The sequence below is a fragment of the Chitinophaga vietnamensis genome, from assembly GCF_902167635.1.
GTDB classification, from domain to species: domain Bacteria; phylum Bacteroidota; class Bacteroidia; order Chitinophagales; family Chitinophagaceae; genus Chitinophaga; species Chitinophaga vietnamensis.
This window is the reverse complement of the sequence record NZ_CABHMS010000011.1, coordinates 43,869-68,419: the sequence shown is the minus strand read 5'-3', so window position 1 is coordinate 68,419 and position 24,551 is coordinate 43,869. Positions and strand designations below refer to the sequence as shown.

Genomic DNA, 24,551 nt, shown 5'->3' with positions numbered 1-24,551 from the left:
ACCGGAATGAAAGTTACATTTCTTGGAACTGGAACATCGCAGGGCGTGCCCGTTATTGCTTGTGGTTGTGAAGTGTGTACCTCTTCCAATAAAAAAGATAAGCGCTTGCGCAGCAGCATCCTGCTGTCGTCGCCGGCAGGTAATATCGTGGTGGATACCACGCCAGATTTCCGCTACCAGATGCTGCGCGCTGAAGTGAAACACCTGGAAGCCGTGCTCATCACCCATTCCCATAAAGATCATATTGCCGGTATGGATGATATCCGTGCCTTTAACTATTTCCAGCAAAGCTCCATCGATATTTACGCGACAGAATTTTCGCAAAATGTGATCATGCGCGAATTTGCCTACGCCTTTGCTGATTTCAAATATCCCGGTATCCCGGAGATCAACCTGAAATCCATTGACGACGCGCCTTTCGAGGTGAATGGCCTTCGCATTACCCCGGTGCAGGTGATGCATTACAAGATGCCGGTGATGGGTTTCCGCATCCATGATTTTACTTACATCACCGACGCCAATTACATTGCCCCGGAAGAAAAGGAGAAGATCCGCGGCTCAAAAGTGCTGGTGCTGAACGCGCTGCGCCGCGAAAAACATATTTCCCACTTTACCCTCGAAGAGGCCATGGCGCTGGGCCGCGAGCTGGAAATACCACAAGTGTATTTCACGCATATCAGTCACCAGATGGGGCTGCATGATGAAGTGATGAAAGAGCTGCCAGACGGTGTGGCGCTCGCTTACGATGGCCTCACGATCGATATCTGATTAACATCTGCTAAAGGAATGCACTGGATCGCTGCCGTATTTTGCAGTGATCAAAATTTGTTAACCCATGTTGAAACCATTTGTGAGGGCCTGGTTCCGGCTGTCGAAAAAGGAGCGGGCCGGTATTGTTACCCTGCTGGCGCTGGTGCTGGCCAGTTGTTATACACCAGATATCATCTTTTATTTTCGTCGTGTACCCGTAGCCGATACCGCCGGATTTTATGCGGCAGTACAAACATTCGAGGCGCAGCTCAGGAACGTGGAACCCTTGCCTGAAAAGGCTTTTATGGAAGTTAAACACAGCTTGTTCCGCTTCGATCCTAATACATTGCCGCCGGAAGGCTGGTTACGTTTAGGCGTGCCGGATAGAACGGTACGTACCATCGGCCGTTACCTGGCGAAGGGCGGTCATTTCCGCAAAGCGGCCGATCTGCAAAAGGTGTATGGCCTTTCTGCCCGCCTGTATCAACAACTTCAGCCCTATGTGATGATCAAGGAAGAAATGCACCCTAGCAAGCCTGCCCTAACGGTGACGTATAAACGGGACACCTTGCAGAGAAGTTATCATGGTAAATCGCATGCCGCACCGATAGATATCAATACAGCGGATACGCTGGCCTGGCAAACCTTGCCGGGGATCGGCCCCGGCTTTGCCAGGCGCATTGTGGCCTTCCGGGATCGGCTCGGCGGCTTCTACGAAACAGCGCAGATAGCCGAAACCTATGGCTTGCCAGATTCCACATTCAAAAAAATTCAACCTTTTTTGAAGATCAGTGACGGTTCTCTAAAAAAAATGGACCTCAACCTCACAGATGAAAAATCTTTGGCGGCACATCCATATATACGCTATAAACTGGCCCATCTCATTGTGCAGTATCGCAGTGCCCATGCGGGTTTCAGCCGGGTGGAAGAGCTGAAGACGCTCCCGTTGGTGGATGATATTATTTATCGTAAAATTGAACATTACATCGTGATCAAACTTTAAACCACGCGTTATGAACTTTGAGCCTACGGAAATACAGAAACAGATTGCCCAAACGATCCGCGATTTTGGCAAGACAGACATTCAGCCTTACGTGTTGGAATGGGATGAACACCAGGAATTTCCGGTTCCTCTTTTCAAGAAACTGGGCGAGCTGGGCCTGATGGGCGTATTGGTGCCCGAACAGTACGGCGGCAGCGGCCTCGGATACCTTGAATATGTAACGGTGGTGAGCGAGATAGCCCGCTTCTGTGGCGCTATCGGGCTGAGCGTGGCTGCGCATAATTCATTGTGCACCGGTCATATCCTGCAATTCGCCAATGAAGAACAGAAGCAGCGTTATCTCCCCAAACTGGCCACTGCAGAGTGGATCGGCGCATGGGGCCTCACTGAGCCAAACACCGGTTCCGATGCCATGAATATGAAATGCATTGCCAAAAAAGATGGCGATGACTGGATCATCAATGGCACCAAATGCTGGATCACGCATGGCAAGAGCTGCGATGTGGCCGTAGTGATCGCCCGTACAGGCGATGTGCGCGACAGCCACGGTATGACGGCCTTCGTAGTGGAAAAGGGTACAGCAGGTTTTAGTGGCGGCAAGAAAGAGAATAAACTCGGCATGCGCGCTTCTGAAACTGCGGAAATGATATTTGATAATTGCCGCGTACCTGCAGCTAATGTGCTGGGTGCGGTGGGAGATGGCTTCATACAATCCATGAAAGTGCTGGACGGCGGCCGTATTTCCATTGCGGCACTGTCGCTGGGCATTGCCAAGGGCGCTCGTGATGCAGCCCTTAAATACGCCCAGGAACGCCACCAATTTGATCAACCTATTGCCAGCTTCCAGGGCATCTCCTTTAAACTGGCGGATATGTGTACGGAGATAGAAGCGGCTGAACTGCTTACCATGCAGGCGGCCGATATGAAAAACAGGCACGTAAAAATGACGCAGCAAGCCGCCATGGCCAAATACTATGCATCGGAAGTAGCCGTGAAAGTGGCCAATGATGCAGTACAGGTGTTCGGAGGGTATGGCTATACGAAAGACTTTCCCGTGGAGAAATTTTATCGGGATGCAAAATTATGTACCATCGGAGAAGGTACCTCGGAAATACAGAAGATTGTAATCGCCAGAGAGGCATTAAGATAAGTAGGTGATAAATAAGAGCTGATCCTGATCCGTTTTTAAGATGTTGATTTTTTTAATGTAAAAAGAGACGTCATACAAACCGTTCATCTTTTTTGACAATTAAATGAAATATTACCCCTTTAGTGTTATAGAAAATTGCAAAAGGAAGGTTAAATTTGGGTTAATTCATCACTCTTTACCGTTTATCAACCTTAACACAAAATCAAATCAAGATTTGAAACACTTTTACGCAAATGAAAGCACCCTGTAAAAGGGTGCTTTTCTTTAAGAAAGGTTTCAGATAGATGTAAATGTAAGTAGACGTTATAGCCTGTAATCCCACGTTATCTGTAGTACTGAGCTTTCCCTCAGTTAGCCCCCTGATCAATCAAATTTATCTTTATAAAAGAAAAACCCTCGCAAGTGCGAGGGTTTTTCTTTTAATCTTTTTTCTCTTTATTGAAGAAGTCCGATACTTTATGTTTGGCTTCATCTACCCAGTCTTCCGCTTTGTCTTTCACATTTTCCAGGAAGTCGCTGGCTTTGTCTGTGATGCTGTCTGATTTGCCTTCGGCTTTATTGCCGCTCATGCCTGCGAACCAGTTATCCACAGTGCCTGCGATGAAAGGAGGTAGTTTGCCTTTTACGTATTCCTTGATTACGTTGATAGACTGCTCGGCCTGTTCGGCGGTAAGACCAGCCTTTTCCTGTAATTGTTGAATAAGTTCTTGCATAGTGAATAGTAATTTTTGACGGGTGAATGATGGTGCTTACGCCACTTTAAGTTTTACCAGGGTAGACTGTTCCAGTTTGGCCTGTGCGTACTCTTTGGAGAGCACGAAGGTGGTTTCATTGGCGGATGGCAGTTCAAACATGGCATCGCTAAGCACCACTTCACAGATGGAGCGGAGGCCGCGTGCGCCGAGTTTGTACTCCATGGCTTTGTCTACGATATATTCCACGGCATCGTCTTCTACCACGAGGTCGATGTTTTCCACCTTGAAGAGCTTTTTGTATTGTTTCACGAGCGCATTTCTGGGCTGTGTAAGGATGGCTTTCAGGGTGTCTCTGTCGAGAGAGTTGAGGTAGGTGACTACCGGCAAACGGCCCAGCAGTTCAGGAATGAGGCCGAAAGATTTCAGGTCCTGTGAATTTACATAGCGCAGGATCTGTTTTTTGCTTTCTTCTTCTTTTTCCTTGTTAACATTGAAGCCGATGGAGTGGGTTTGTATCCTTCTGCTAATGATCTTGTCAACACCGTCGAATGCGCCTCCGCAGATGAAGAGGATGTTCTGGGTATTGAGTTTGATCAGTTTTTGTTCCGGGTGTTTACGGCCGCCCTGCGGTGGTACGAGCACTTCGGTGCCTTCCAGCAGTTTGAGGAGGCCTTGTTGAACGCCTTCACCGCTTACATCGCGGGTGATGGAAGGGTTATCATTTTTGCGTGCGATCTTGTCGATCTCGTCGATGTATACGATACCTCTTTCCGCGGCTTCTACATCGTAGTTGCAAACCTGCAGGAGGCGGCTGAGGATACTCTCTACGTCTTCGCCTACGTAACCTGCTTCTGTAAATACGGTAGCATCTACGATGGTGAAGGGTACGTTGAGCAATTTGGCGATAGATTTGGCCAGGAGGGTTTTACCGGTACCGGTTTCTCCCACCATGATGATGTTGGATTTTTCTATCTCCACTTCATCATCTTCTACCTGCTGGTTCAACCTTTTGTAGTGGTTATAGACAGCTACAGCGAGTATTTTTTTGGCATCGTCCTGTCCGATCACATATTCATCCAGGAACTTTTTAATTTCCATTGGTTTGGACACTTTGGGCACAAAGTGGGAGGGAGCAGCGGCAGCAGCTTTTTTGCCGGGGGCGAAGAGCTCCTGGTCGATGATCTCCTGGGCGTTGGCGACGCAGTTTTCACAGATGTGTCCTTCCGCACCGGCGATCAATATCTGCACTTCTTCCTTGGAGCGGTTGCAAAAGGAACAACGAATTTTCGATTCTTTCATTTCGGAATAAATTATTTTTCGACGAACCTGGGCATTCCTGCGATAATAACACAGGCCTACAAATTTACACTAAAATTCCCGGCCCGGGATAAATAAAAACAGTCCCGCTGCGGGCGGGACTGTTAAAGTTATCTTAACCGGTTACTGGGGAGTATCCAGTTGTTTTTTCGGATTTTTCTGAAGCACATCGTCGATGATGCCATATTCTTTGGCTTCGTCGGCAGTCATCCAGTAGTCGCGATCAGAGTCTTTTTCCACTTTTTTCACGGGTTGACCGCAGTGGCCGGCGATGATTTCGTTGAGTTCTTTTTTCAACTTAACGAACTCACGGGCGGTGATCTCGATATCGGAGGTCTGGCCTTCTGCGCCGCCATGAGGCTGGTGGATCATTACGCGGGCGTGTTTCAGGGCAGTGCGTTTGCCTTTGGTGCCGGCTACCAGCAATACAGCGCCGAAAGAGGCGGCCATACCGGTGCAGATAGTGGCTACATCAGGAGAAATGATCTGCATGGTATCATAAATGCCCAGGCCGGCGTAAACGCTACCACCGGGGCTATTGATGTACATCTGAATATCGCGGTTGCGGTCGGATGATTCCAGGAACAGCAGCTGTGCGGTGATCACGTTCGCTACATAATCGTTCACAGGGTCGCCGAGGAAAATAATACGATCAGCCATCAACCTGGAGAAAACGTCCATCTGGGTCATGTTCATCTGGCGTTCTTCGAGGATATAGGGAGTCAAGCTGTTGATCTGGTGGCTTTTTGCGTAGCTATCTACTACCAGGCTGCTGATTCCGCGATGCTGGATGGCATATTTTCTAAATTCGTTATTAATGTTCATGATGGTGATGTTTATGAGGTAAATTAACAAAATCTTCTGCTTTGATTTCCTCTTCTTTAATATTCACCTTGCTTTCAGCCCAGTCGAACAGTTTCTGGGTGATCATTTCACGGTAAGTCTGGTCAACAAATTTCTCGTCCTGTAACAGGCGTTCCAGGTAGCTTTCCAGCCATTCTGCACCATCTGCAGCAGCGCCGCCGTAATAGCCTAATACTTTTTGTTTGGCATTTTCTTTCAGTTCTTCGAAAGAAACTTCCAGTTTATTTTCGCGAACCAGTTTATCGCTGATCAATGTCCAGCGGAGTTGATGGTCGAAGCTCGGGAATTCTTTTTCTGCTTCTTCAGCGGTTTTGGGTTTTTCACCGCCTACCTGCAGCCAGCGTTTCAGGAAATCTTTTGGTAAATCTATGGGCGTCTCGTGAACCAGTATCTCGAACAGGTCGTTGTGCATGTGGTTACGGGTTTCGCTATCCCAGTATTTTTCGATCTCTCCTTTCAGTTTAGCGCGGAAAGCCTCTTCAGTGGTGATGTTATCCGCAGGATAAACTTCTTTGAAGAATTCTTCGTTGAGTGCTCTTTTCTCGATCAGGCCTACTTTGGTGATCGTGAGTTTGAAGTATTTCTGTGCAGCTTCTTTATCGTCAGTACCAAAGCCGAGATCTTTCAGTATCCAGCCGAGGCGTTGTTCGTCGAAAGAAGTAGCCAATTGGAAAACGATGGAATCATCTTTCTTTTTGCCTTTCAGCTGTTCCTGGATAGCAGGGCTGAAATATTTTACCAGCAGGGCATTTTCTTTTACGATACCGCCTTCTACGAGGTTGCCTTTGGCATCAGATTCTTCGAAAGTAACGTTGATCACGTTATCTTCTGAATCAACTGTTTCCGGCTCGGTCATTTTACCACCTTTCAGTTGCAGACGCTCGATTTCGTCCTTTACCATGTCGTCGGTAACGGTCACTTTATATTTAGTGAGGGTGGTTTTGTTATTTTCGAGTGGTGTTACGTTGAAAGCTGGTTTCACGCCTACTTCGAAGTTGAAGTCATAATCAGCCGGGGCGTTGAAGTCGAGGTTTTTAGCTTCTTTGTCGATAGACAGTGGCTGGCCGAAGAGGTCCAGTTTTTCTGTCTGGATATAACCCATCAGCTCTTTTTCCACAGTTTTCAACACTTCATCGCTGAAAATTGCGGCACCGTGCATTTTTTTCACCATACCAGCGGGCACCATTCCTTTACGGAAGCCGGGTATGTTTGCGCTTTTGCTGAATTGTTTTACTGCCTTGTCAAAATTAGGAAGGTAATCTTCCTTGCTCACTTTCACAGTGATCTTATCGTTCAATAAACCAATGTTTTCTCTGGTAACGGTTGCCATAATTGAATTGTATAAAATGTTCTTTATGAAGCAATAATGATTCCTTGTTTGATTTTCTGCCATGAAGTCACAACGGCAAGCAGGAATGGCAGGAAATAAAAAATTAATAAATCAGGTGGGGCTGTATCAAACATGTGCTGAAGTGACAATGATAGTGAGGGAGAGCAGAAGCATTATCACGTTGCCATATTGACACATTGCCACATAATATTATATGTTGATGTGCGGGTGGAGGGACTCGAACCCCCATGCCGTGAAGCACCAGATCCTAAGTCTGGCGTGTCTACCAATTTCACCACACCCGCTAAATAAAAGAGCTTTGTACTTGCCGCGCCTCAAGGACGCCGCGCGAAAATACATAAAAAGAGCTGCCTTTCGTTGCTCAAAAAGGATTGCAAAGGTATTATTTTTTGGGAATTAACAAAATCTATCGCATAACAAAACACCTGAAATGCAGAAAGCCCTTGAAGCGCTTCAAGCGCTTCAAGGGCGGGAACCTAGTTTTCAAAAGGGAACAGTTCCAGGTGTAATCCTGCCAGCGGGCCACCCGGGAATTGTTGCATAGCAGCGCCTTGCAGCAGGCCGCCAAGGTCGATGCCGGCGAAGCCCATCTGTTCCAGCAAGGCCGCTACTCTGGCTTTGGCCGCAGCGTCATCACCAGCATAAAAAATCACCCGGCGGCCGCCGAATTGCGAGGAAGGAGCCGCCAGCAGCTTGGGTGATAAAGTATTGAAGGCCTTTACCACGGCGGCGCCTTTTACTTTTCCCGACACGATTTCACTGGAAGCCTTGCCGCCCAGGTCGGGCAAAATAAAACCTGGCAGGATCACGGGGTTGGTAGCATCCAGCACCACCTTGCCGCTGAGATCCGGCAGGGATTGCGTGGCGGCATCGAGATGTTGCCAGGGCACTGATAACAAAATGATATCCGCTGCGGCCACTGCTTCATTTGTAGTGGCGGCGAGACCCGGCGTATCGCCGATAGCGGCCGCCAGCGAGGCGGGGCCGCGACTGTTGCTGATCAGTACTTCGTAGCCTGCTGCTGCAGCCTTGCGGGCAAATGCCATCCCGATGGCGCCTGCACCAATTACACCTATTTTCATATGAAAAGATTTAATGGCGCAAAGATGCCACTCCGCGAGAGGCCGCGCCATTGACTATTGACAGGAAAAAACCTTGATGTTTGTCAAGATGCAGCTGATTACGTTACGATACATTGCGGGCGCGGATGCGACTGAGGGTTTCGGCGGTAACGCCCAGGTAGGAAGCGATCATATGCAAGGGGATACGATTCAACAGGTCGGGGTACTGCTCAATGAACTCTTTGTAGCGTTCTTCAGTGCTGCGGCTGATGGCCGATTGGATACGTTTGTTGGCCGCCATATAACTGCGGCTCAGCAAGGTGTTTACTACTTCCTCCATCGCGGGGATGCTGCGGCGCAGCGCGTCAAAATCATCTCTCGTAAATAATAACAATACACTGTCTTCCAGCGCATCAATATTGCTGGTGGAAGGTGTGCCATTGATCAGGCTTTCGCGGTCGCCTGCCCACCAGTGCTCGGGAGAGAAACGGAAGATATGTTCTACGCCCTTGTCATCTACCTGGTAGGTGCGCAGGCATCCCTTGCAAACGAAAGCGTAATGCTTCCACAGATGGCCTTCCTGCAGGAGGTATTGTTTGCGCCGTAGCTTCTTGACCACACTTTTCTCTTCGATCTGCGCCAGTTCCTCCGGAGTAAATGCCGCCTTGCTTAACAGGTATTGTCGGAATACTTCAAACATGGGCCGAATATAGAAAAAATGGCAAAAATGCCATTGCTAACATCTTTTGCTAAAAATTAGCGGCACAGATGCTAACTTAGGCGCTTCAACCAATAGGCTGTATGGCAAGAACTTTTTTTCAGGAGCTGAACCGGGTGAACCTGACCGGTGTACCATTCAAGAATGTGCAACAGAAAAAGGCCTTCCTGGCCTATTTCGCCAGCTCCGGCCATACCACCATCAGCGACTTGTGTAAGGCATTTAACCTGAGCGCACCTAAAGTAACCGAACTGCTCAACGAGCTGATACGCGATGGCCTTGTGCGCGATTACGGCAAAGTGGAATCTACCGGTGGCCGCAAACCCAATCTCTATGGCCTTGTGCCCGACTCCGCATTTTTTATCGGGGTGGATGTGAAACAGAACCACCTCAACCTGGGCCTGTCGGACCTGCAAAAGAACATGGTACATACCGTAGAGCAATTGCCTTATCAGCTCAATAACAGCCAGGAATCGCTGGATGAGCTGTGTTTGCTGATCAACAAATTTGTAGATGAGCTGACGGCGCCTAAAGAAAAGATACTGGGCATCGGGCTGAATCTCGCAGGGCGCATCAATTACGCCACGGGGCATAGTCACAGCTTTTTTCATTTTGATGGCCAGCCATTGAGCAAAGTGATAGAATCGAGAGTAGGCATACGGGTATTTCTGGAAAATGATTCACGCGCGATGGCCTATGGCGAATGCTGCTCTGATCCGGTGTATGCAGAGAAGCAGGTATTGTTCCTCAACCTCGACTATGGCATTGGCATGGGCGTATTGGTAGATGGTCAATTGTATTATGGTAAATCTGGCTACAGTGGCGAGTTTGGGCATATCCCCCTTTTCGACAACGAGATCATTTGTCATTGCGGCAAGCGGGGATGCCTGGAAACAGAGGCCTCGGGCTGGGCGCTTACGCGCATGTTCCTGCAAAGGCTGGATCAGGGCGCGGCATCGTTGCTCGACAGCAAACACCGGCCCCGCGCGGGTATCGAATTGCAGGATATTATCGATGCAGCCAATCATGACGATGTGCTGGCCATTGAGCTGATCGCAAAAATAGGGGAGAACCTGGGCCGTGGCATTGCCCTGCTCATCAATATCTTCAATCCTGAGCTAGTGATACTTGGCGGTAGTCTGGCCGCCACACAGGATTACATCCTGCTGCCTATACAAAGTGCCGTAAAAAAATATTCGCTAAGTCTGGTAAACACCGATACCAAACTGAAGATATCCCGGCTGGGAGAACGTGCCGGTATTATCGGGGCCTGCCTGCTGGTGCGGAACAGGGTATTGATAAGTTAATTATGTGATGATCTTTCCCTAACTTTAATGTACATCCTGTAATTCATTCCTCACCCTAAAAATACACGTCATGTTAAGTCTGAGTTCCTATCTGACATTCAGTAAAAACAACACGCGCGAAGCCATGAACTTTTATAAAGATGCACTCGGCGGAGAGTTGCAGATCATGACGATCGGTGAATCGCCGGAGAAAGACAGAATGCCGCCCGAAAAGCATGACATGGTGATGCATGCAGAACTGAAATCCAATGAATTTCACCTGATGGCCAGCGACGCTGTGATGGGACCAGTTACAGACGGTACAAATTTTACGATCGCTGTAAACCTGGATCAGCCGGAGCAGGCAGAGAAAATATTCAATTCGCTGGCAGCGGGCGGTAATGTGATGATGCCATTAACCAAAACATTTTGGTCGTCAAAATTTGGAATGCTTACCGACAAGTTCGGGGTTCAGTGGATGGTGAATTGTAGTTGATCATCTTTCCAAAAATATATAAGCCCTTGAAGCGCTTCAAGGGCTTTTTCTATTATTTCTTTGAAGAATATTTTGCGTACCACGCTACTTTCTTTCCTTCTGCAGATGCTGTAATGGCCTCCTGTAAACGTTTCTGGCGGGTAGCTTCCTGCTTCGCGCTGATAATTTTCCAGGTGATCACTTTTTGATAGGAAGGAGCCTGGCTTGTAAAGAACTTCCAGGCAGCTTTGTTGGCCTTGAATAATTTCTCACTTTCTTTATCGAGCACGATAGGTTCTTTCTGCTCGAAGGAATAAAGATTTGAGCGCCCTTCTTTCCGTTGCTCAAAGGCGGCAATACCGGCAGGGTATAATAAGCCCTTTTCTTTCAACACTGCTATTTTCGCGATGTTTATCGCACTCCATATGCTACCGGGTTTGCGAGGCGTAAAACGGATGGTATAGCTGTGCTCATCTATCGATTTCCGCACGCCATCGATCCAGCCAAAGCACAGCGCCTCATCCACCGATTCCGGCCACGTAATGCTTGGCTTGCCGCTACCAGTTTTGTAAAAGCCTACCAGCAGCTCCTTTTCCTGCTGATGATGCTGTTCCAGCCATTTGCGGAACGCCGCGGGAGTTGCAAAAAAAGTGGGTTTCATAGTGCAAAGATAATAACGCGGAGTTTGTCTTACTCAGGATTAAATGATTGAAAGGATTAGCAGGATTTTTTATTGAGATTATGAGGATTTGAAAAGGATTCACGAAGATCAAATCGAGATGATCTTCGCGAATCCTTTTCAAATCCTCATAATCTCAATAAAAAATCCTGCTAATCCTTTCAATCATTTAATCCTGAGTAAGACAACCTTCGCGCTTATTTTTTCCTTTTCAGAAAGGCGAATAACCCGCCACCTTTGAGGGTTTCTTTCTTTTCAACGGCGGGGGTGTAATCTGGTGCGTTTTTGAGGATGGTATCGATATGTTTTTTGGCGTTGCTGATGTTGCCCTGCGCTTCCCAGGCGCAGGCGAGGATGTAGTGGATGCCGGAGGCTTCTTTGTCCCAGGCCCAGTTCATATCGGTGTACATGCTGGCGCAACGGGTGCCGTAGTCGATGCATTGCAGGTAGTCTTGCAGGCCGAGATAGGCTTCTGACAGGAACGCATATACGCTGAAATGATTGGTGGGCTTGTCGTCGTCTTCGGCCTCCATGAGGCGGAGGGTAGCTTGCAGGTCGTTGACGGCGTCGGCATAGCGGCCAAGTTTCAGCTCGGCTTTGCCTCTGAAGTACCAGATCTTCATCTGCGACAGCAAAGGAATATCTTCTATGCCTCCGATGGAGATGCGGTTGTTGATGGCGCCGATACAGTGTTCGTATTGGCCCGCATCGAAATAGAGGTACATGAGATTGAAATAGGCGTCGCTATCGTCGGGCTTTTCCGCAAGGTGGCGTTGCAGCGCTTCGATACGTTGATCGAGGTCGTTCTCGTTGTCGGTTTTGATGAAGGCGCGCCCTGTTTTGATACGGTCGATATTGTAGATGATGGTGGTGCGTTCATATTCGCTGGCCTCTTCCATCTCTTTGGATATCCAGGTATCGTATTCTGTGAGGATGTTATTATAAAGCGTATAGGCTTCCTGGTAGCGTTGCAGGGTACAGAGATCCTCGATGATGCGTTCATGAATAGATACATAATACATCAGCGGCAGGAAGTCGGTGTAATCCTTTAAAATGCTGGAACGATCTGCAATGGCGGCTTCCAGGCGGCCGGTATGGTGTTCGGCGTTGGCCCTGGATTCCAGCTGTTCCCAGAAAGGAGAGAGCTCATACCCGATGGTATGTATGCGGATGGCTTCTTCATGTTCTCCCAATTCGCTGAGGGTGATACCGTAATTGTTGCAGCACATCGCAAAGACGTGCGGATGGCCGGCGGTGCTATCGCCGGTATTGTCATGCCAGTAAGGATAGAAGAGATCGAAGGATCTTTTGTAGAGATATTTTTTTACAGGCAGCAGTGCGCGACGTACTTCCGGATCTTCGGTGGAGTCGATGGTATCGCTGCAAGTGAGGCCGGAGGTGTACCAATCCGCCGGGATAGGATGCCGGCTGTCGGGCCATGATGGCGGAAAAGCGCCGCTGGTGCAGTATACAGCGTGGTACCAGCGCAATACGCCGGAAGGATAAGGCCCGAGGGCATTGGCTTTTTCAAAGTAGGGCAGTGCTTCTTTGTAGCTGCCGATATGATAGAATGCAGAGCCGGTGAAGTGATAGAAATAGGCTTCCTCCGGATAGTCTGCGATGCAGCGTTTGCCGAGTGATATTTGTTCGAGTGTAGCTTCGTTTTCATCTTCCCCGAAGAAATAAGAGATATAGTCGATGATGCCCCAGCAGAAGGCGCGGGCCAGCATTACATTACGTACGCCGCTGTCGAGCAGTGCCTGCATTTGTTTGAGCATGGTGAGCACGTTTTCGTAGGCGTAGTTGCTTTCGGTGGCGCTTTCCAGGTGCAGTATGCGTTCCATGAGTTCGTAGTCGCCCATTTCAAGCGCAAAGCGCGCGGTGGCAATATTGCGGCTGTTATAAGGCAAACAGTCGAATGCCTGGCGGTAGTAGTCGAGCGCTTTAGGTTTATCTTCTGCGTAGTACCATACGTCGCCGATGCGGGAATAGCATTCGAAGCGTGCGGCATTGAGCTGCGGGAGGTTATCCTGGTAAACGGTTTCGTAGATAGCGAGGCATTGCTGTATATCTTCCAGCGCGCGTGTGCTGTCTTTTTTCAGTACCCAGGTGTGGTAGCGATAAATGTAGCCTTTGGCGCGTGTGAGGGCATCGTCGCTGCTGAGGAGCAGCTCGCAGTCTTCAATGGCGCTGTCGGGGCGGTCTTCAAAAATATTGGAGCCGAGGAAAGCGCGGTGAAGCCGGGCGGGCGTATGTTGCGGATCGTTGTCGAGCGCATTGCCGAAGGCTTCATAAGCGTTTTCGTAAGTGGCGAGCGTATCCTCGGTTGTTTCCATGGTTTTGGCTGTTTCCATATAGCACAGGCCGAGCAGATGCCACGCTGGCGCGTCATTGGGGTGATTCTTCAGATAGGGGCTAAGCTCGTTGATGGCGGTGTTATATTCCTGTTCGTTGTACAACCGTTCCAGTTCTTCTAAATTCATATCATGGTCTGATTAGGAAATGCAATTTATCAAATTGAGGGAGAGATGTACCGGCATAAATGAAAAAGTCCGGACCTGTGGTAGGTCCGGACTTTTACTCGGTGGAGGATACCGGGATCGAACCGGTCACCTCAAACATGCCATGCTTGCGCTCTACCAGATGAGCTAATCCCCCGTGTACTGGTGTTTTCCCTTGCGGGATGCAAAAATATATTTTTTATCTGAAAATAAAACATTTTATAAAAAATCTTTGAAAATACCTTCGATGGTTTCTTTTAAATCCTTTACCAGTAAGGGTTTCCGGAGTAATTTTGTTACCATCGGACTGGCATTGGTACGGGTAATATCACCATAATCGAGGGTAGATGATACCATGATGATATGGCATTGCGATTTGATCTTATGCGGATAGGCGTCAAAGGCCTGCATAAATTCGAAGCCGTCCATCTCCGGCATCTGGATGTCCAGCAGGATCACCGTGGGCGGTATCCGTGGCAGGGAAATATTGCTGGAAAGAAATTCCAGCGCCTTGTTTGGATTGGTGAAAGAAAGCACTGTTCTGCTGATGTGTTGAAAGGTGATCAACTTCTCATGCAGCAGCAGGTCAATCTCGTTGTCGTCAATCAGTATGACACGCAAGTCAGGTATCGAATTCATTTCTGTTCGGGATCGTAATTTCAAATTGAGTGCCTTCTCCATATTTCGATTCGACGTTAATATTACCGCCGATCTTGCTCAGGGCCTCTTTCACGATATACAAACCGATACCGCTGCCTGGCTTGTTATTATTTTTTGAACGGAAGAACATTTTGAAGATATTATTCAGATGCTCGCTCAGAATGCCAATACCATTATCCCGGATACATATAGTGGCCTTGTGAGGTTCTACTTTTACGGACAGATGTACCATCGGATGGGCTTCATCCGGTTTCTGATATTTTACTGCATTGGAGATCAGGTTATTGAGGATAACGCTGATGCGGAAGGTATCTCCGCGGAAATCAATGGCCTGGTCTACCTGCGTCTGGAAACGGATATCTGTATTCTGTGGCTGGAACACCGATACACAATCACTCAGCAGATTGTTGAAATCGATCTTCTCATATTCCACTTCCAGCCTGGAATTGCGGTAGTATTCAATGATCTTCTGTATAAATCCGTCCAGCTTGAGCACACAGGATTCCACCATATTGAGGTAGCCGTTCGGATCTGTGACGGAATTGTCCAGCCGGGAAAGATTGATGATCCCCAGTACCGACATCAGCGGTGAACGAAGATCGTGGGAAGTGGAATATATGAACCGGTTCAGTTCATCATTGGTTTTTTCCAGCTCTTCAATCTTTTCTTTCAGCTGTTTCCGGGTAGAATAGATCTCGTATGCATTGTTGATGGTTTTGTGCAGCTCATGTTCATCCCAGGGTTTTTTGATATAGGAAAAGATATGACCGCGGTTGATCGCATCAATAATATCTTCAACATCTGTATAACCGGTGAGCAATATGCGCATGGGATCAGGCAGGATATCTTTGATCTCATTGAAAAACTCCACCCCGGTAGATACTGGCATCTTCTGGTCGGCGATGATGATATGCACCATGATCTCCTTGAGCAATTGCTTGCCTTCCTGCGCGGAGCTGGCAGTGTAGATCTCATAACTCCTGCGGAAACTGGCCTTGAACGCATTCAGGTTATGGACCTCATCATCAATGTACAATATACGTATGCGGTTTTCTTTCATTAAAGGGACTTATGGTTATTACTGATACAACTAACGGGTTATAGATTGATTATTGAAAATCCAGTCTTAGTGGTAAATATATAATAAATTCTGCACCCTTGTCTGGCGCCGAATTAACAATGATCCTGCCTTTATGTTTTTCTATGATACTGAAAACGATAGATAATCCCAGCCCGGTTCCTTCCCCTACATCTTTGGTGGTAAAGAAAGGATCAAAGATCTTTTCTTTCACGGCGGCCGACATACCAATGCCGCTGTCTTTGATGCTGATCACTACAAATTCTCCTTCCTGGCGGGTAGCGATGATGATGGATTCATTGCGTTGTTCCTTCTTCATCTTGATAGCGTTCAGCGCATTGGAGAGGATGTTCATAAACACCTGGTTCACTTTGCCCGCGTAGCACTCCACTTTCGGTAATTCGCTGTATTGCTTGATGATGGTCACATGCGGCGGAATGGCATTGCGTAATAGCACCAGCGTGGAATCAAGCCCTTCGTGGATGTCAATGGATTTTACGTCGCTTTCATCGAGGCGGCTGAAGGTACGCAGTCCCTTCACAATTTCAGCGGTACGTGCCGCGCCATCTTCAATACCCTTGATCAGGGAAGATATCTCTTCGTGAATATAATCGATATCGATCTCTTTTTTAAATTGTTCTATGGATGCCAGCTCCGACTTCATATCTGCGGCCTCGCCCAGCTCAGCGTATTTGTTGAGCAGGCTTTGCAGGTCGGCGATATCGAGTTTCAGCGGTTTGATATTGGAGGTAACAAAATTGATCGGGTTGTTGATCTCATGCGCAATGCCCGCGGTGAGCTGACCGAGTGATGCCATTTTCTCCTTCTCCACAAGACGGGTCTGTGTATCTTTCAGGTTGGTGAGCGCTACGTTCAGGTCGCGGTTACTGTTCTGTAATTCTTCCGTACGTTCCTGTACTTTGGCTTCCAGTATGATGTTCTGCTCTCTTACCAGTTGCTCGTTTTCCTTGGATATCTGCAGGGCCAGCGCCTGTGAGGCTTCTTTCTCGGCTTTGAAAGTGTTGATCTTGTCGGCCAGCGCAAAGGACAGCAATACTACTTCCATACCGGAACCGATCAGCAGGATGTGACTGGTGAAGATATTATACGGGATGATACCTACATCTTTCAAAACAAAGGTGATCACCGCTACAATGAAGATAGTCCAGGCCAGTACAAAGATGCGCGCCGGCTTGGAATGCCGGAAAGCCTGCGACACGGCAAACAATAAGATGAAACTCACACCGGTAATCGCCAGGATATCGATCAGGCCATAAGCTATAGAAAAATAACCGAGCAGCGATAGTACTAACGTACTGGAATATACGATAATGAAGAAGGTGAAAATGCGGTAAGCCCAGGGCGCGCGCTCTTTCACATGCAGGAAGTTCTGTACAAATAACAAGACCGAAATACCCGACAAGGCCCCCGCCCATAGCACGCTTTGCTCCGTGATGAACAGGTTCTCATGCCAGAAGAAACGGTAGCCGAAACCATGCAGGCATACCTGTGCCAGGCCCACGCACGCGATGTAAATAATGTAATAGAAATAACTCCAGTCGCGTACGGAGAAGAAGATAAAAGTGTTATAAAAGATCATGACGAGGATGATACCTATGTAGATAGATAACAGGAGGTCGTCATTATAAAGTTTATTGTAGATCTCCCTGGGCGTGCCAATGTAAATGGGCACCAGTATGGCTTCCCGGCTTTGTATACGGAAGATAAACGTTTGTGCGGTACCGTTAGGTATCCTGATATTGTATACAAAATTCTGATGGTTAACCGGTCGCTTATTGAAAGGACGCAGCTCGCCGCCGGGTACTACTTTGTATTGGCCGCTGTCGTCGGGAAAATAAAGATCGATGAGATCAAGGATGGGGTAGGTGACATCGAACATCAGATCGTCGCCGGCGCTGTTATTGTGAATGGTGAACCGCAGCCAGATGGCATCTTTGGTAAGACCGAAATTCGGAATCTGTTTCCCCAGCTTCTGGAATTTGTCTTCCTTCATCACGTCTTTAAACTGCATCTGGCCGGTGGGATCGAGCAGGTATTCGATCTGCCCGTATTCGGCGAGCTGTATGGGCGTGGCAGGGGATATTTCTATGGTATCTGCCCAAACAGGTATACAGCGGGCCATTACTAACAGTAACAGGCATACGAATTTATAAATAACCGGTTTGTTCAGATGTAGCATTGTTTCAGATCGATCAGTTTGGTTGTTTAAAAATCTGTTCCAGGTCTACATAATACCTGCCGGATGGTAATGAGTTGCCGAGCGCGAGCTCTCTGCAAACATGGCCTATCGCAGCGCCACCGAGCATTACCGCCGATGCCAGCTGTGGCCAGGTGGTAATACTTTTGCCTATTTCCTGCAATGATTGTTGCATTTTGGCAGACAGTGCTTTGAACTCCACGATACTGTCTACCATAGCCATCCGCGCCGGGCCCTGCATCTGGCGGATATCTGCGGGCGTAAGATGTTCTGGTACTCTGCCATGCAAGATAGGTAAATCAGGCTGGAGATCAAATCTTTCTATGTCCACCATGCCTCGGTCGCTGGTATCCATCAATACCGGGATACCCAGTTCGCGCGCCTTGTGACGGCTTAATATCTTGATGTCCAGGCTGTCGCATTCTTCTACAAGAATATCCAGCTTGCCATTGTCTGTCAGAAAAGCGCCGATATTTTCTTCCGATATTCCTTCATCATAACACACTACTTTCAGAAAAGGATCGATTTCCGCAATTTCCCGGGCTACCAGCACGGTTTTGAGGATACCGATATTTTGAACGCCGGTACGGATGCGGTTCATATTGCTCAGGTCGAGGTGATCAAAATCCGCGATGCGCAATTCGCCGCAAAGCCTTTCCATGGCGAGGGTGAGCGCTACCGATTGTCCTACCGACAAACCCATTACGCCAATTTTTTTGCTGCGCAGCGTTTGCAGGTCGGCCGTTGTGATCTTTTGTTTATTCCTGCTGGTACGCAGTTCTATAAATTCATCTTCATCCACGATATGCACAATGCGGCCAGACCAGGGATAGTATACCCATACGCCATAGGCCTCCGGCGCTGTGTTGCCGAGGATTGCTGCAACATGTTCCTGGGTGGCTTCTTCCGTCAGGAGCTGCGAAGGATGGCGCAGTTTTACCAGTTCTGCCAGCTGTGTCAGCAGTCTGTCGAAAACTTTGATATCGGGGTGTTGTTCAAGGAGAGAAATGAGTGCTGTTGCCTGCGAAGGATCGTTTAACCGGAAGAATTGGACTTGTCGTTGATATTGATCTCGCGTACTGGCCAGTATTGCGTTGGCTATCGTTGTGTTCATCGTTTTATAGTGCTGTTTATATATTGCTTCACACGAAAGGCAGCTTGCTCAGTTCTGCCGACATGATGCGAAGATCGTAATCTACCTGCATTTCACCTTTAGGGCCTTTTTCTACAATGGTCTGAACGGGATGATGGCGGAGGTTTAACATTCTTTCCCGGTCTTCCGGATGCGCACTTTTCAGTTCCAGCGGATCTTTCAGGATCAAGGCCGTCGCGATCAGGTCTTCTTTGGGATAATAGAACGTACCCTGGTTGCCGATATTGGTCATGATCTGATAGCCTGTGCGGATGCTGTTGCGGAAGGTCGTTTGCGCGCAGAACCCGAGGAAAGTGGTGACAGGCAGCTGATCCAATACGGCATTGACTACACGAAAAAGTACAATACTGCCAATGCCCCAACCCGCCACTTCGCGGGAGTTCCAGAGCCCGCAGAATTCGCCGGTACCGCCAGCGGCAGCCAGGTCTTTCACGATACCGTATATACGGGGATCCATGTTGTTGATCGCCGATTCAATTGGCAAAGGCACACTGCCACCTGCGAGCTGAATGCGGCATCCGCCATACATCTTGGAATAATCATCATTGCTTACGGTAATGATATAAGTATAAGGCTCATACATCCAGTCCACATTGGCCGAGGTGACCTTGGTCACACCATAAGCCTCCAGCACTTTGCGGTGCCCTGCAATATATTGCAAACATTCTTCAGGATATTCTATCGCCTTGAATACTCTTACCTTAAGCATGTAACTGGGATGCTTTAATAAAATTAGTTTTATAACCAGGGTGGCCCGGTATGTTTTAATAAGCTGCTTTATGGTATGGATTTTACATCATCAGTCTATTCACAGAAACACGAGTCGTGCTAACAACGATACATCCTGGCATTGTGATATGCTCAATGCGTTTTGTTGGTCATAGTAGCAAGGGATGTTACATCTCTCTATCCTCCGCAGTTAGCGTTGCCCCGGGATAAATAATTCATCGTTGAATAGATTAAAATCGATACATCTTCACATGAAGGTAAAGGTAAAATAGTATTATTTCCATAATAATTCATAAACAAGGTGGCGTTTTTTGAGGAAATGATAAGTATAAATTTTTCCGGTCTTTGGTTCTCAATGGTATAGATACCCTTAAATATTCAACAGATTTTGAAAGCGTTATGGGTTGGTGTAAAATTTGATGATTTTTTTACCCTGCGAACATTTAGCTTTGTGAATACCATCAGCATAACAAATTCAATCTTTTCATATGAACAAAAGAGAATTTATAAAGCTCACCGGCATGGCGGCCGGCGCCGCAGTATTAAGCGGTTCATTGAGCAACCTGGCGAGCGCCGCTCCTGCCAGCCAACACACAGGCATGACTGATCCTAAGGCGCCCTTTACATTACCCGCTCTGCCTTTCGCTTATGATGCCCTCGAACCACATATCGACAAGCTCACCATGGAGATCCATCACGATAAACACCATGGCGCTTATGTGAAAAACCTCAACGACGCGATCAAAGACACCGCCTTTGCTTCCGCCTCACTCGAAGAGATCCTCCACAAAGTGACGGAAAAAGATAAAGCCATCCGCAACAACGGCGGCGGCCATTACAATCACTCCCTTTTCTGGACGCTGCTCTCTCCACAGAAAACAACACCTTCGGATAAGCTGAAAGCCGCTATCGCAAAAGATCTCGGCTCCTTTGAGCAATTTCAGACCAAATTCAACGATGCCGCCAAAACGGTATTCGGCTCCGGCTGGGCATGGCTCATCGTTACGCCTGAAAAGAAACTGGCAGTGATCAACACCCCCAACCAGGACAATCCGCTCATGCATAATATCGTGAAGGACAAAGGTATCCCCGTGCTCGGCCTCGATGTATGGGAACATGCTTACTACCTGAAATATCAGAACAAACGCCCTGATTATATCAACGCATTCTGGGATGTTATCAACTGGAATGAAGTAGAGAAAAGATATAAAGCAGCATTAGCATAAATAAAAAAAGCCCCCACGTGTTTCGCGTGGGGGCTTTTTATTTATGATCTCAGGCTGGCGCATTCGCTCCCAGCAAGCTTTCCGCGCAAACTTCCGGCGATTGCGTCGTATTGCGGTAATTGAAAAGTCCTGATACTATGATCGTGCATAAAGTGCCTACGATACTGCCCACATACACATCTGCGAAGAAGTGCTGTGCCAGGTAGATACGGGAATAGGCAGCCATGAGTGCAAGTATCACAAATAACAGCCCCCATTTTTTGTTCGGCACTACGATAGCCAGAAAGCTGAACATCCCGAATGCCCCGGCCGTGTGGCCGGAGGGGAAACTGTAACTGCCATGAACCGTTACCCATTTTACGGTATGCACCAGGGTGGCCATCTCCTCGCCAAAGTAGTTGAGCGGCCGCGGCGCATTAAAGTAATGTTTGGATACCTGTACGATGATCGTTGCCAACAGGAAAGTGGCCAGTCCCATAAAGAAAAGCCGGAATCGCCTGGTGATCAACATCAGCAATAGCAATAACCCGAACATAATACCATCACCCAGGTAGGTGATGCCCGTTATCAGCACGTCGGCCCAGCTGGAATGTACACCGTTAATATCCAGGAACAACTCCCGCTGGCTGTGCGTCATCAGCATAACTCCTCCCACTATCACCCAGAGTAAAAAGGGGAGAAAGAAATACGCATTCTTTCTGAACAGTGTAAGCAGCGTTTTCAAATCTGTAGGTTTTAAATTGTAGGTTGCTTTTTAAATCTCTGCCAAAACTTCTTGACCGTTTGTATAATACGAAAATAAAACTCTTTATTGAATAGCTGCGAATCATTCATGGCTTTATAGATCAAAAAGCCTGCGATCGGCATCAATACGAAGTTGGAGAGCCACATGCCCGACCAGGTAAACATCACCCCGCTGCGGGCCATTTTCTCCCCGATCATGAAAAATACGTTAAAGATCACAAAGAAGATCACCGCAAATACCAGCGGCGTTCCCAGCCCGCCTTTTCTGATGATAGACCCTAAGGGCGCACCAATGAGGAACATTACGATGCAGGCCGCTGCCAGCGTGAATTTGCGTTGCCACTCTACTTTGTGCATCAGTATCGAAGCATGTTTGTCTTCATATTCTCTTACCGGACTTTCCAGCGCGCTTAAAATTTCCCTGTTGGTTTGTTCCGCCCTTTCCAATACGGTGCGGCGTTGTTTTTCAGGGATCACGTCCTGAAAGTCTTTTACTTTCAGAGGCGGCGCGGAGGCGGCCCAGCCGGTATCTTTCCATTTGTAGAAAGGAAAGCGGGTGGTCACATAAGCGTTGATCACTTTACCGGAGGCGTCTTCCACCTTTTGCAGGGAGTCTATCGCCCAGTCCAGCTGCCGGATGTTCAGCATCTGCTGGTTGGAAGCGAAAAGGTCCATGTTGAGGCGGTTGAAGGCAAAAGAGCTGAGGTCAAAGGCTTTGCTGTATTTCTTGAATCCCAGCCTGATCATATCTCCCGGCACGGTATAACCACGGTTGCCCCGCTCTTCATAACGCCAGCCGTTTTCCAGGATAAAATAGAGAAAACGTTTGTTGGCAGTAAGTACCATCTGGCCTTTCTCTGCCATGATCATCTTGTCGCCGCCACCGCCGGTGGAATGATCAAAGATCATCACCTGGTGAATGGTTTGGTTATCTTTATCTTTCTGTGCTACCTTGATAGTGTAGCCTGGAATATCTTTATAAAAAACGCCTGCCTTGATATTAAACGCAGGTTTTGAGTTTGTAATATCATAAAGCAGGGATTTTGCCTGCAGGTTAGCTACTGGTATCACATAGTTGGCGAAAAGAAAAGCCAGGACACCGATGATGCTGCACACCACCAGTAGCGGGCGGATGAAGCGCAGCAGAGAGATACCGGAAGATTTCAGTGCTACCAGCTCGAAACTCTCCCCTAGGTTACCAAAGGTCATGATCGACGACAGCAGCACGGCCAGCGGAAGTGCCAGTGTTACCAGCGTGGCGCTGGTGTAGGCGATCAGCTGAATGATCACGCTGGTATCAAGTCCTTTACCCACCAGATCGTCGATGTACTTCCACAGGAATTGCATGATGAGCACAAACAAGGTCACGAAAAAGGTGGCGATAAATGGACCCAGGAATGTTTTTATAATGAGTTTGTCGAGTTTTTTCACTGATAAAAATTGTATTAGACTCCTGCGAATTTATAGGATTCTATAAATTGTAAAGTTAGTATGATTTCATAAAGGAGCATAAGGAAGGCCTGAAAATAGCGTTAAATTATATGGAAAATTTTTATCTGACGCCGGAAGAAGCGGCCATCGTGCGGGATGCGCAATGGATACAGCTGAAGAACAGCGTAATGCACAAGGTGATGGTGTGGATGGGGGAGATGCAACAAGCGCTGGCCGCCGCGGATGAGCAGCACCGGCATCAGCTGGCGCCGGAGTGGCTGGCCGCTGGCCCGAAAATATCAAGAGGAGAGCAATACAAAGGATTGCCATGGGTAATATTGGACTATCCCCGATTTTTTAGCAGGAGCGAGGTATTTGCTTTCAGAACAATGTTCTGGTGGGGGCATTATTTCAGCTGTACCCTGCACCTGGCGGGCACTGTAAAGGAAAGATACCTGACTGCTTTATTGAACGGCTACACGCAGTTGGCTGAAAGGGATTTTCAGGTGTATATGCAGGAAGATCCCTGGCAACATGATTTCGGGAATAGTAATTACAGGCCCATTGGGAGTTTTAGTTTTGAAGAATGGAAATTATTGCTGGACCGTCACGGTTTTATTAAGCTGGCCAAACCTTTTGCGCTGGAAGACTGGAAGGACGTAATAAACGGAGTAGCGGCGGCATATGCAGCCCTGCTGGATCTGTTGAATAGTTAGGGCTGAATCAGTTTCCGATACGGTGAAAAAGATCTTTTACCTGGTATTCCCAAAGTTGGCTCTGGTCTTTGATTTCCTTCTTCTCTGCGAAATCTTTCACTACCAGGATGGTTTCATTGGTTACCTCAGATATCTGGATGCGGAATTCAAAGTATTCATCTTTGGGTGCGTGCGTCCAGTGTAAACGTATAAATTCATCCTCTTCCTGCTCCAGTACTTCAGCTTCTTCAGCAGTTCCGTTCCAGGAGAAAGAAAAAACATTATCACGGAAATCTACTTTATCTGCGAACCATTCCTGCAGCCCGGCGGGGGTAGATAAGAATTCGTATAAAATACCGGGGGAGCATCTAACCGGGAATTCCAGCTCATATAGCACTTTCTTGGACATCTCTCAAATAATTAGTAAATCAATATCATCAGTTTGCAATTATAGAAATATTTTTATTCTGTCAAAATAATTTACGGTTTTTTTTTAACACGTTACAGAAAAGTTTCCACACGTTAGTTAAATCGAAGTTATTATCAATTATAATAATATAAAAAAACTGCATTTGATGGCCAACAGGCGATACCTTGATAGTAGCGGCTTTTAGGAAAAATTTGGAAGCGCTTAATGATCAATCGATTTTGTTTGAAAAGGATTTAAAAACCTTAGATTTTTTTTGGGCGGTGTCTAAAAAAAGTTATTTTTGTCAGGCATTCATCAAATCTTAACTTTTTATTAACCTGTAACTGTTCCGACTTTA

Annotated in this window: 23 protein-coding genes and 2 tRNA genes; 7 read left to right on the top strand and 18 right to left on the bottom strand. The window is 47.6% G+C overall.

Annotation, left to right across the window (positions count from 1 at the left end; genetic code table 11):
* Nucleotides 1-6: 6 nt before the first annotated feature.
* From FPG75_RS24475 to FPG75_RS24465, 3 genes are all read left to right on the top strand, one after another.
* On the top strand, nucleotides 7-768 hold the full coding sequence (locus FPG75_RS24475; protein ID WP_143310676.1) for an MBL fold metallo-hydrolase: 762 nt from the start codon (nucleotides 7-9) through the stop codon (nucleotides 766-768).
* A gap of 67 nt (nucleotides 769-835) precedes the next feature.
* Nucleotides 836-1,753 (top strand): ComEA family DNA-binding protein, encoded by a 918-nt coding sequence (locus FPG75_RS24470; RefSeq protein WP_143310675.1) that lies wholly within the window; start codon nucleotides 836-838, stop codon nucleotides 1,751-1,753.
* 10 nt (nucleotides 1,754-1,763) lie between these two features.
* On the top strand, nucleotides 1,764-2,903 hold the full coding sequence (locus FPG75_RS24465) for an acyl-CoA dehydrogenase family protein (RefSeq protein WP_143310674.1): 1,140 nt from the start codon (nucleotides 1,764-1,766) through the stop codon (nucleotides 2,901-2,903).
* A 419-nt stretch (nucleotides 2,904-3,322) separates the two neighbouring features.
* Here the strand turns inward: FPG75_RS24465 and FPG75_RS24460 are convergent, their stop codons facing one another.
* The 7 genes from FPG75_RS24460 to FPG75_RS24430 all read right to left on the bottom strand — a co-directional run bounded on the left by FPG75_RS24460 (nucleotide 3,323) and on the right by FPG75_RS24430 (nucleotide 8,891).
* Nucleotides 3,323-3,616 carry a hypothetical protein gene (locus tag FPG75_RS24460; RefSeq protein WP_143310673.1) on the bottom strand — a complete coding sequence of 98 codons (294 nt, stop codon included), beginning with the start codon at nucleotides 3,614-3,616 and terminating at the stop codon, nucleotides 3,323-3,325.
* Nucleotides 3,617-3,652: 36 nt separating this feature from the next.
* On the bottom strand, nucleotides 3,653-4,897 hold the full coding sequence (gene clpX / locus FPG75_RS24455) for an ATP-dependent Clp protease ATP-binding subunit ClpX (protein WP_143310672.1): 1,245 nt from the start codon (nucleotides 4,895-4,897) through the stop codon (nucleotides 3,653-3,655).
* A gap of 141 nt (nucleotides 4,898-5,038) precedes the next feature.
* Entirely contained in the window at nucleotides 5,039-5,740 is a 702-nt protein-coding gene (gene clpP / locus FPG75_RS24450; RefSeq protein ID WP_143310671.1) for an ATP-dependent Clp endopeptidase proteolytic subunit ClpP, read from the bottom strand.
* Nucleotides 5,730-7,109, bottom strand: coding sequence for a trigger factor (tig, locus tag FPG75_RS24445; RefSeq protein ID WP_143310670.1), 1,380 nt, complete (start codon nucleotides 7,107-7,109; stop codon nucleotides 5,730-5,732). The genes clpP and tig overlap by 11 nt, the downstream gene beginning before the upstream one ends.
* A 223-nt stretch (nucleotides 7,110-7,332) precedes the next feature.
* Nucleotides 7,333-7,414: transfer RNA gene (locus FPG75_RS24440), tRNA-Leu, on the bottom strand.
* Nucleotides 7,415-7,606: 192 nt separating this feature from the next.
* On the bottom strand, nucleotides 7,607-8,263 hold the full coding sequence (locus FPG75_RS24435) for an NADPH-dependent F420 reductase (RefSeq protein WP_394348564.1): 657 nt from the start codon (nucleotides 8,261-8,263) through the stop codon (nucleotides 7,607-7,609).
* Nucleotides 8,264-8,315: 52 nt separating this feature from the next.
* Nucleotides 8,316-8,891: a Crp/Fnr family transcriptional regulator gene (locus FPG75_RS24430; RefSeq protein WP_143310668.1), complete on the bottom strand. Its 576-nt coding sequence runs from the start codon at nucleotides 8,889-8,891 to the stop codon at nucleotides 8,316-8,318.
* A 101-nt stretch (nucleotides 8,892-8,992) separates the two neighbouring features.
* On the opposite strand from FPG75_RS24430, the gene FPG75_RS24425 reads away from it, so the two are divergent.
* Nucleotides 8,993-10,216: an ROK family transcriptional regulator gene (locus FPG75_RS24425; protein ID WP_143310667.1), complete on the top strand. Its 1,224-nt coding sequence runs from the start codon at nucleotides 8,993-8,995 to the stop codon at nucleotides 10,214-10,216.
* Nucleotides 10,217-10,286: 70 nt separating this feature from the next.
* A complete protein-coding gene (locus FPG75_RS24420; protein WP_143310666.1) occupies nucleotides 10,287-10,691 on the top strand; it encodes a VOC family protein in 405 nt (134 codons plus the stop codon).
* Nucleotides 10,692-10,743: 52 nt separating this feature from the next.
* On the opposite strand, the gene FPG75_RS24415 is transcribed toward FPG75_RS24420, so the two are convergent.
* The 8 genes from FPG75_RS24415 to FPG75_RS24380 form a co-directional block, all read right to left on the bottom strand.
* Nucleotides 10,744-11,331, bottom strand: coding sequence for a YdeI/OmpD-associated family protein (locus tag FPG75_RS24415; protein ID WP_143310665.1), 588 nt, complete (start codon nucleotides 11,329-11,331; stop codon nucleotides 10,744-10,746).
* A gap of 215 nt (nucleotides 11,332-11,546) precedes the next feature.
* Nucleotides 11,547-13,832: a tetratricopeptide repeat protein gene (locus tag FPG75_RS24410; protein WP_143310664.1), complete on the bottom strand. Its 2,286-nt coding sequence runs from the start codon at nucleotides 13,830-13,832 to the stop codon at nucleotides 11,547-11,549.
* A 102-nt stretch (nucleotides 13,833-13,934) separates the two neighbouring features.
* A tRNA-Ala gene (locus FPG75_RS24405) sits at nucleotides 13,935-14,007 on the bottom strand.
* A gap of 62 nt (nucleotides 14,008-14,069) precedes the next feature.
* Complete coding sequence (locus FPG75_RS24400; RefSeq protein ID WP_161596913.1) at nucleotides 14,070-14,471, bottom strand: response regulator; 402 nt, start codon at nucleotides 14,469-14,471, stop codon at nucleotides 14,070-14,072.
* Nucleotide 14,472: 1 nt separating this feature from the next.
* Nucleotides 14,473-15,570 carry a sensor histidine kinase gene (locus tag FPG75_RS24395; RefSeq protein ID WP_143310662.1) on the bottom strand — a complete coding sequence of 366 codons (1,098 nt, stop codon included), beginning with the start codon at nucleotides 15,568-15,570 and terminating at the stop codon, nucleotides 14,473-14,475.
* Between the two features lie 49 nt (nucleotides 15,571-15,619).
* A complete protein-coding gene (locus tag FPG75_RS24390; protein WP_143310661.1) occupies nucleotides 15,620-17,788 on the bottom strand; it encodes a sensor histidine kinase in 2,169 nt (722 codons plus the stop codon).
* A 13-nt stretch (nucleotides 17,789-17,801) separates the two neighbouring features.
* Nucleotides 17,802-18,920: a ThiF family adenylyltransferase gene (locus tag FPG75_RS24385; protein WP_143310660.1), complete on the bottom strand. Its 1,119-nt coding sequence runs from the start codon at nucleotides 18,918-18,920 to the stop codon at nucleotides 17,802-17,804.
* A gap of 28 nt (nucleotides 18,921-18,948) precedes the next feature.
* Nucleotides 18,949-19,668: a hypothetical protein gene (locus FPG75_RS24380; RefSeq protein ID WP_143310659.1), complete on the bottom strand. Its 720-nt coding sequence runs from the start codon at nucleotides 19,666-19,668 to the stop codon at nucleotides 18,949-18,951.
* Between the two features lie 508 nt (nucleotides 19,669-20,176).
* Here FPG75_RS24380 and FPG75_RS24375 point away from each other — a divergent pair.
* Nucleotides 20,177-20,914, top strand: coding sequence for a Fe-Mn family superoxide dismutase (locus tag FPG75_RS24375; protein ID WP_143310658.1), 738 nt, complete (start codon nucleotides 20,177-20,179; stop codon nucleotides 20,912-20,914).
* 49 nt (nucleotides 20,915-20,963) lie between these two features.
* Here FPG75_RS24375 and FPG75_RS24370 read toward each other — a convergent pair whose 3' ends face one another.
* Together FPG75_RS24370 and FPG75_RS24365 are read right to left on the bottom strand one after the other, a co-directional pair.
* Nucleotides 20,964-21,638, bottom strand: a complete 675-nt coding sequence (locus FPG75_RS24370; RefSeq protein ID WP_143310657.1) for a phosphatase PAP2 family protein — start codon at nucleotides 21,636-21,638, stop codon at nucleotides 20,964-20,966.
* A gap of 11 nt (nucleotides 21,639-21,649) precedes the next feature.
* Nucleotides 21,650-23,089 (bottom strand): LptF/LptG family permease, encoded by a 1,440-nt coding sequence (locus tag FPG75_RS24365; RefSeq protein ID WP_143310656.1) that lies wholly within the window; start codon nucleotides 23,087-23,089, stop codon nucleotides 21,650-21,652.
* Nucleotides 23,090-23,199: 110 nt separating this feature from the next.
* On the opposite strand from FPG75_RS24365, the gene FPG75_RS24360 reads away from it, so the two are divergent.
* A complete protein-coding gene (locus tag FPG75_RS24360) occupies nucleotides 23,200-23,805 on the top strand; it encodes a hypothetical protein (RefSeq protein WP_143310655.1) in 606 nt (201 codons plus the stop codon).
* Nucleotides 23,806-23,812: 7 nt separating this feature from the next.
* Here the strand turns inward: FPG75_RS24360 and FPG75_RS24355 are convergent, their stop codons facing one another.
* A complete protein-coding gene (locus FPG75_RS24355; RefSeq protein WP_143310654.1) occupies nucleotides 23,813-24,193 on the bottom strand; it encodes an START-like domain-containing protein in 381 nt (126 codons plus the stop codon).
* Nucleotides 24,194-24,551: the final 358 nt, after the last annotated feature.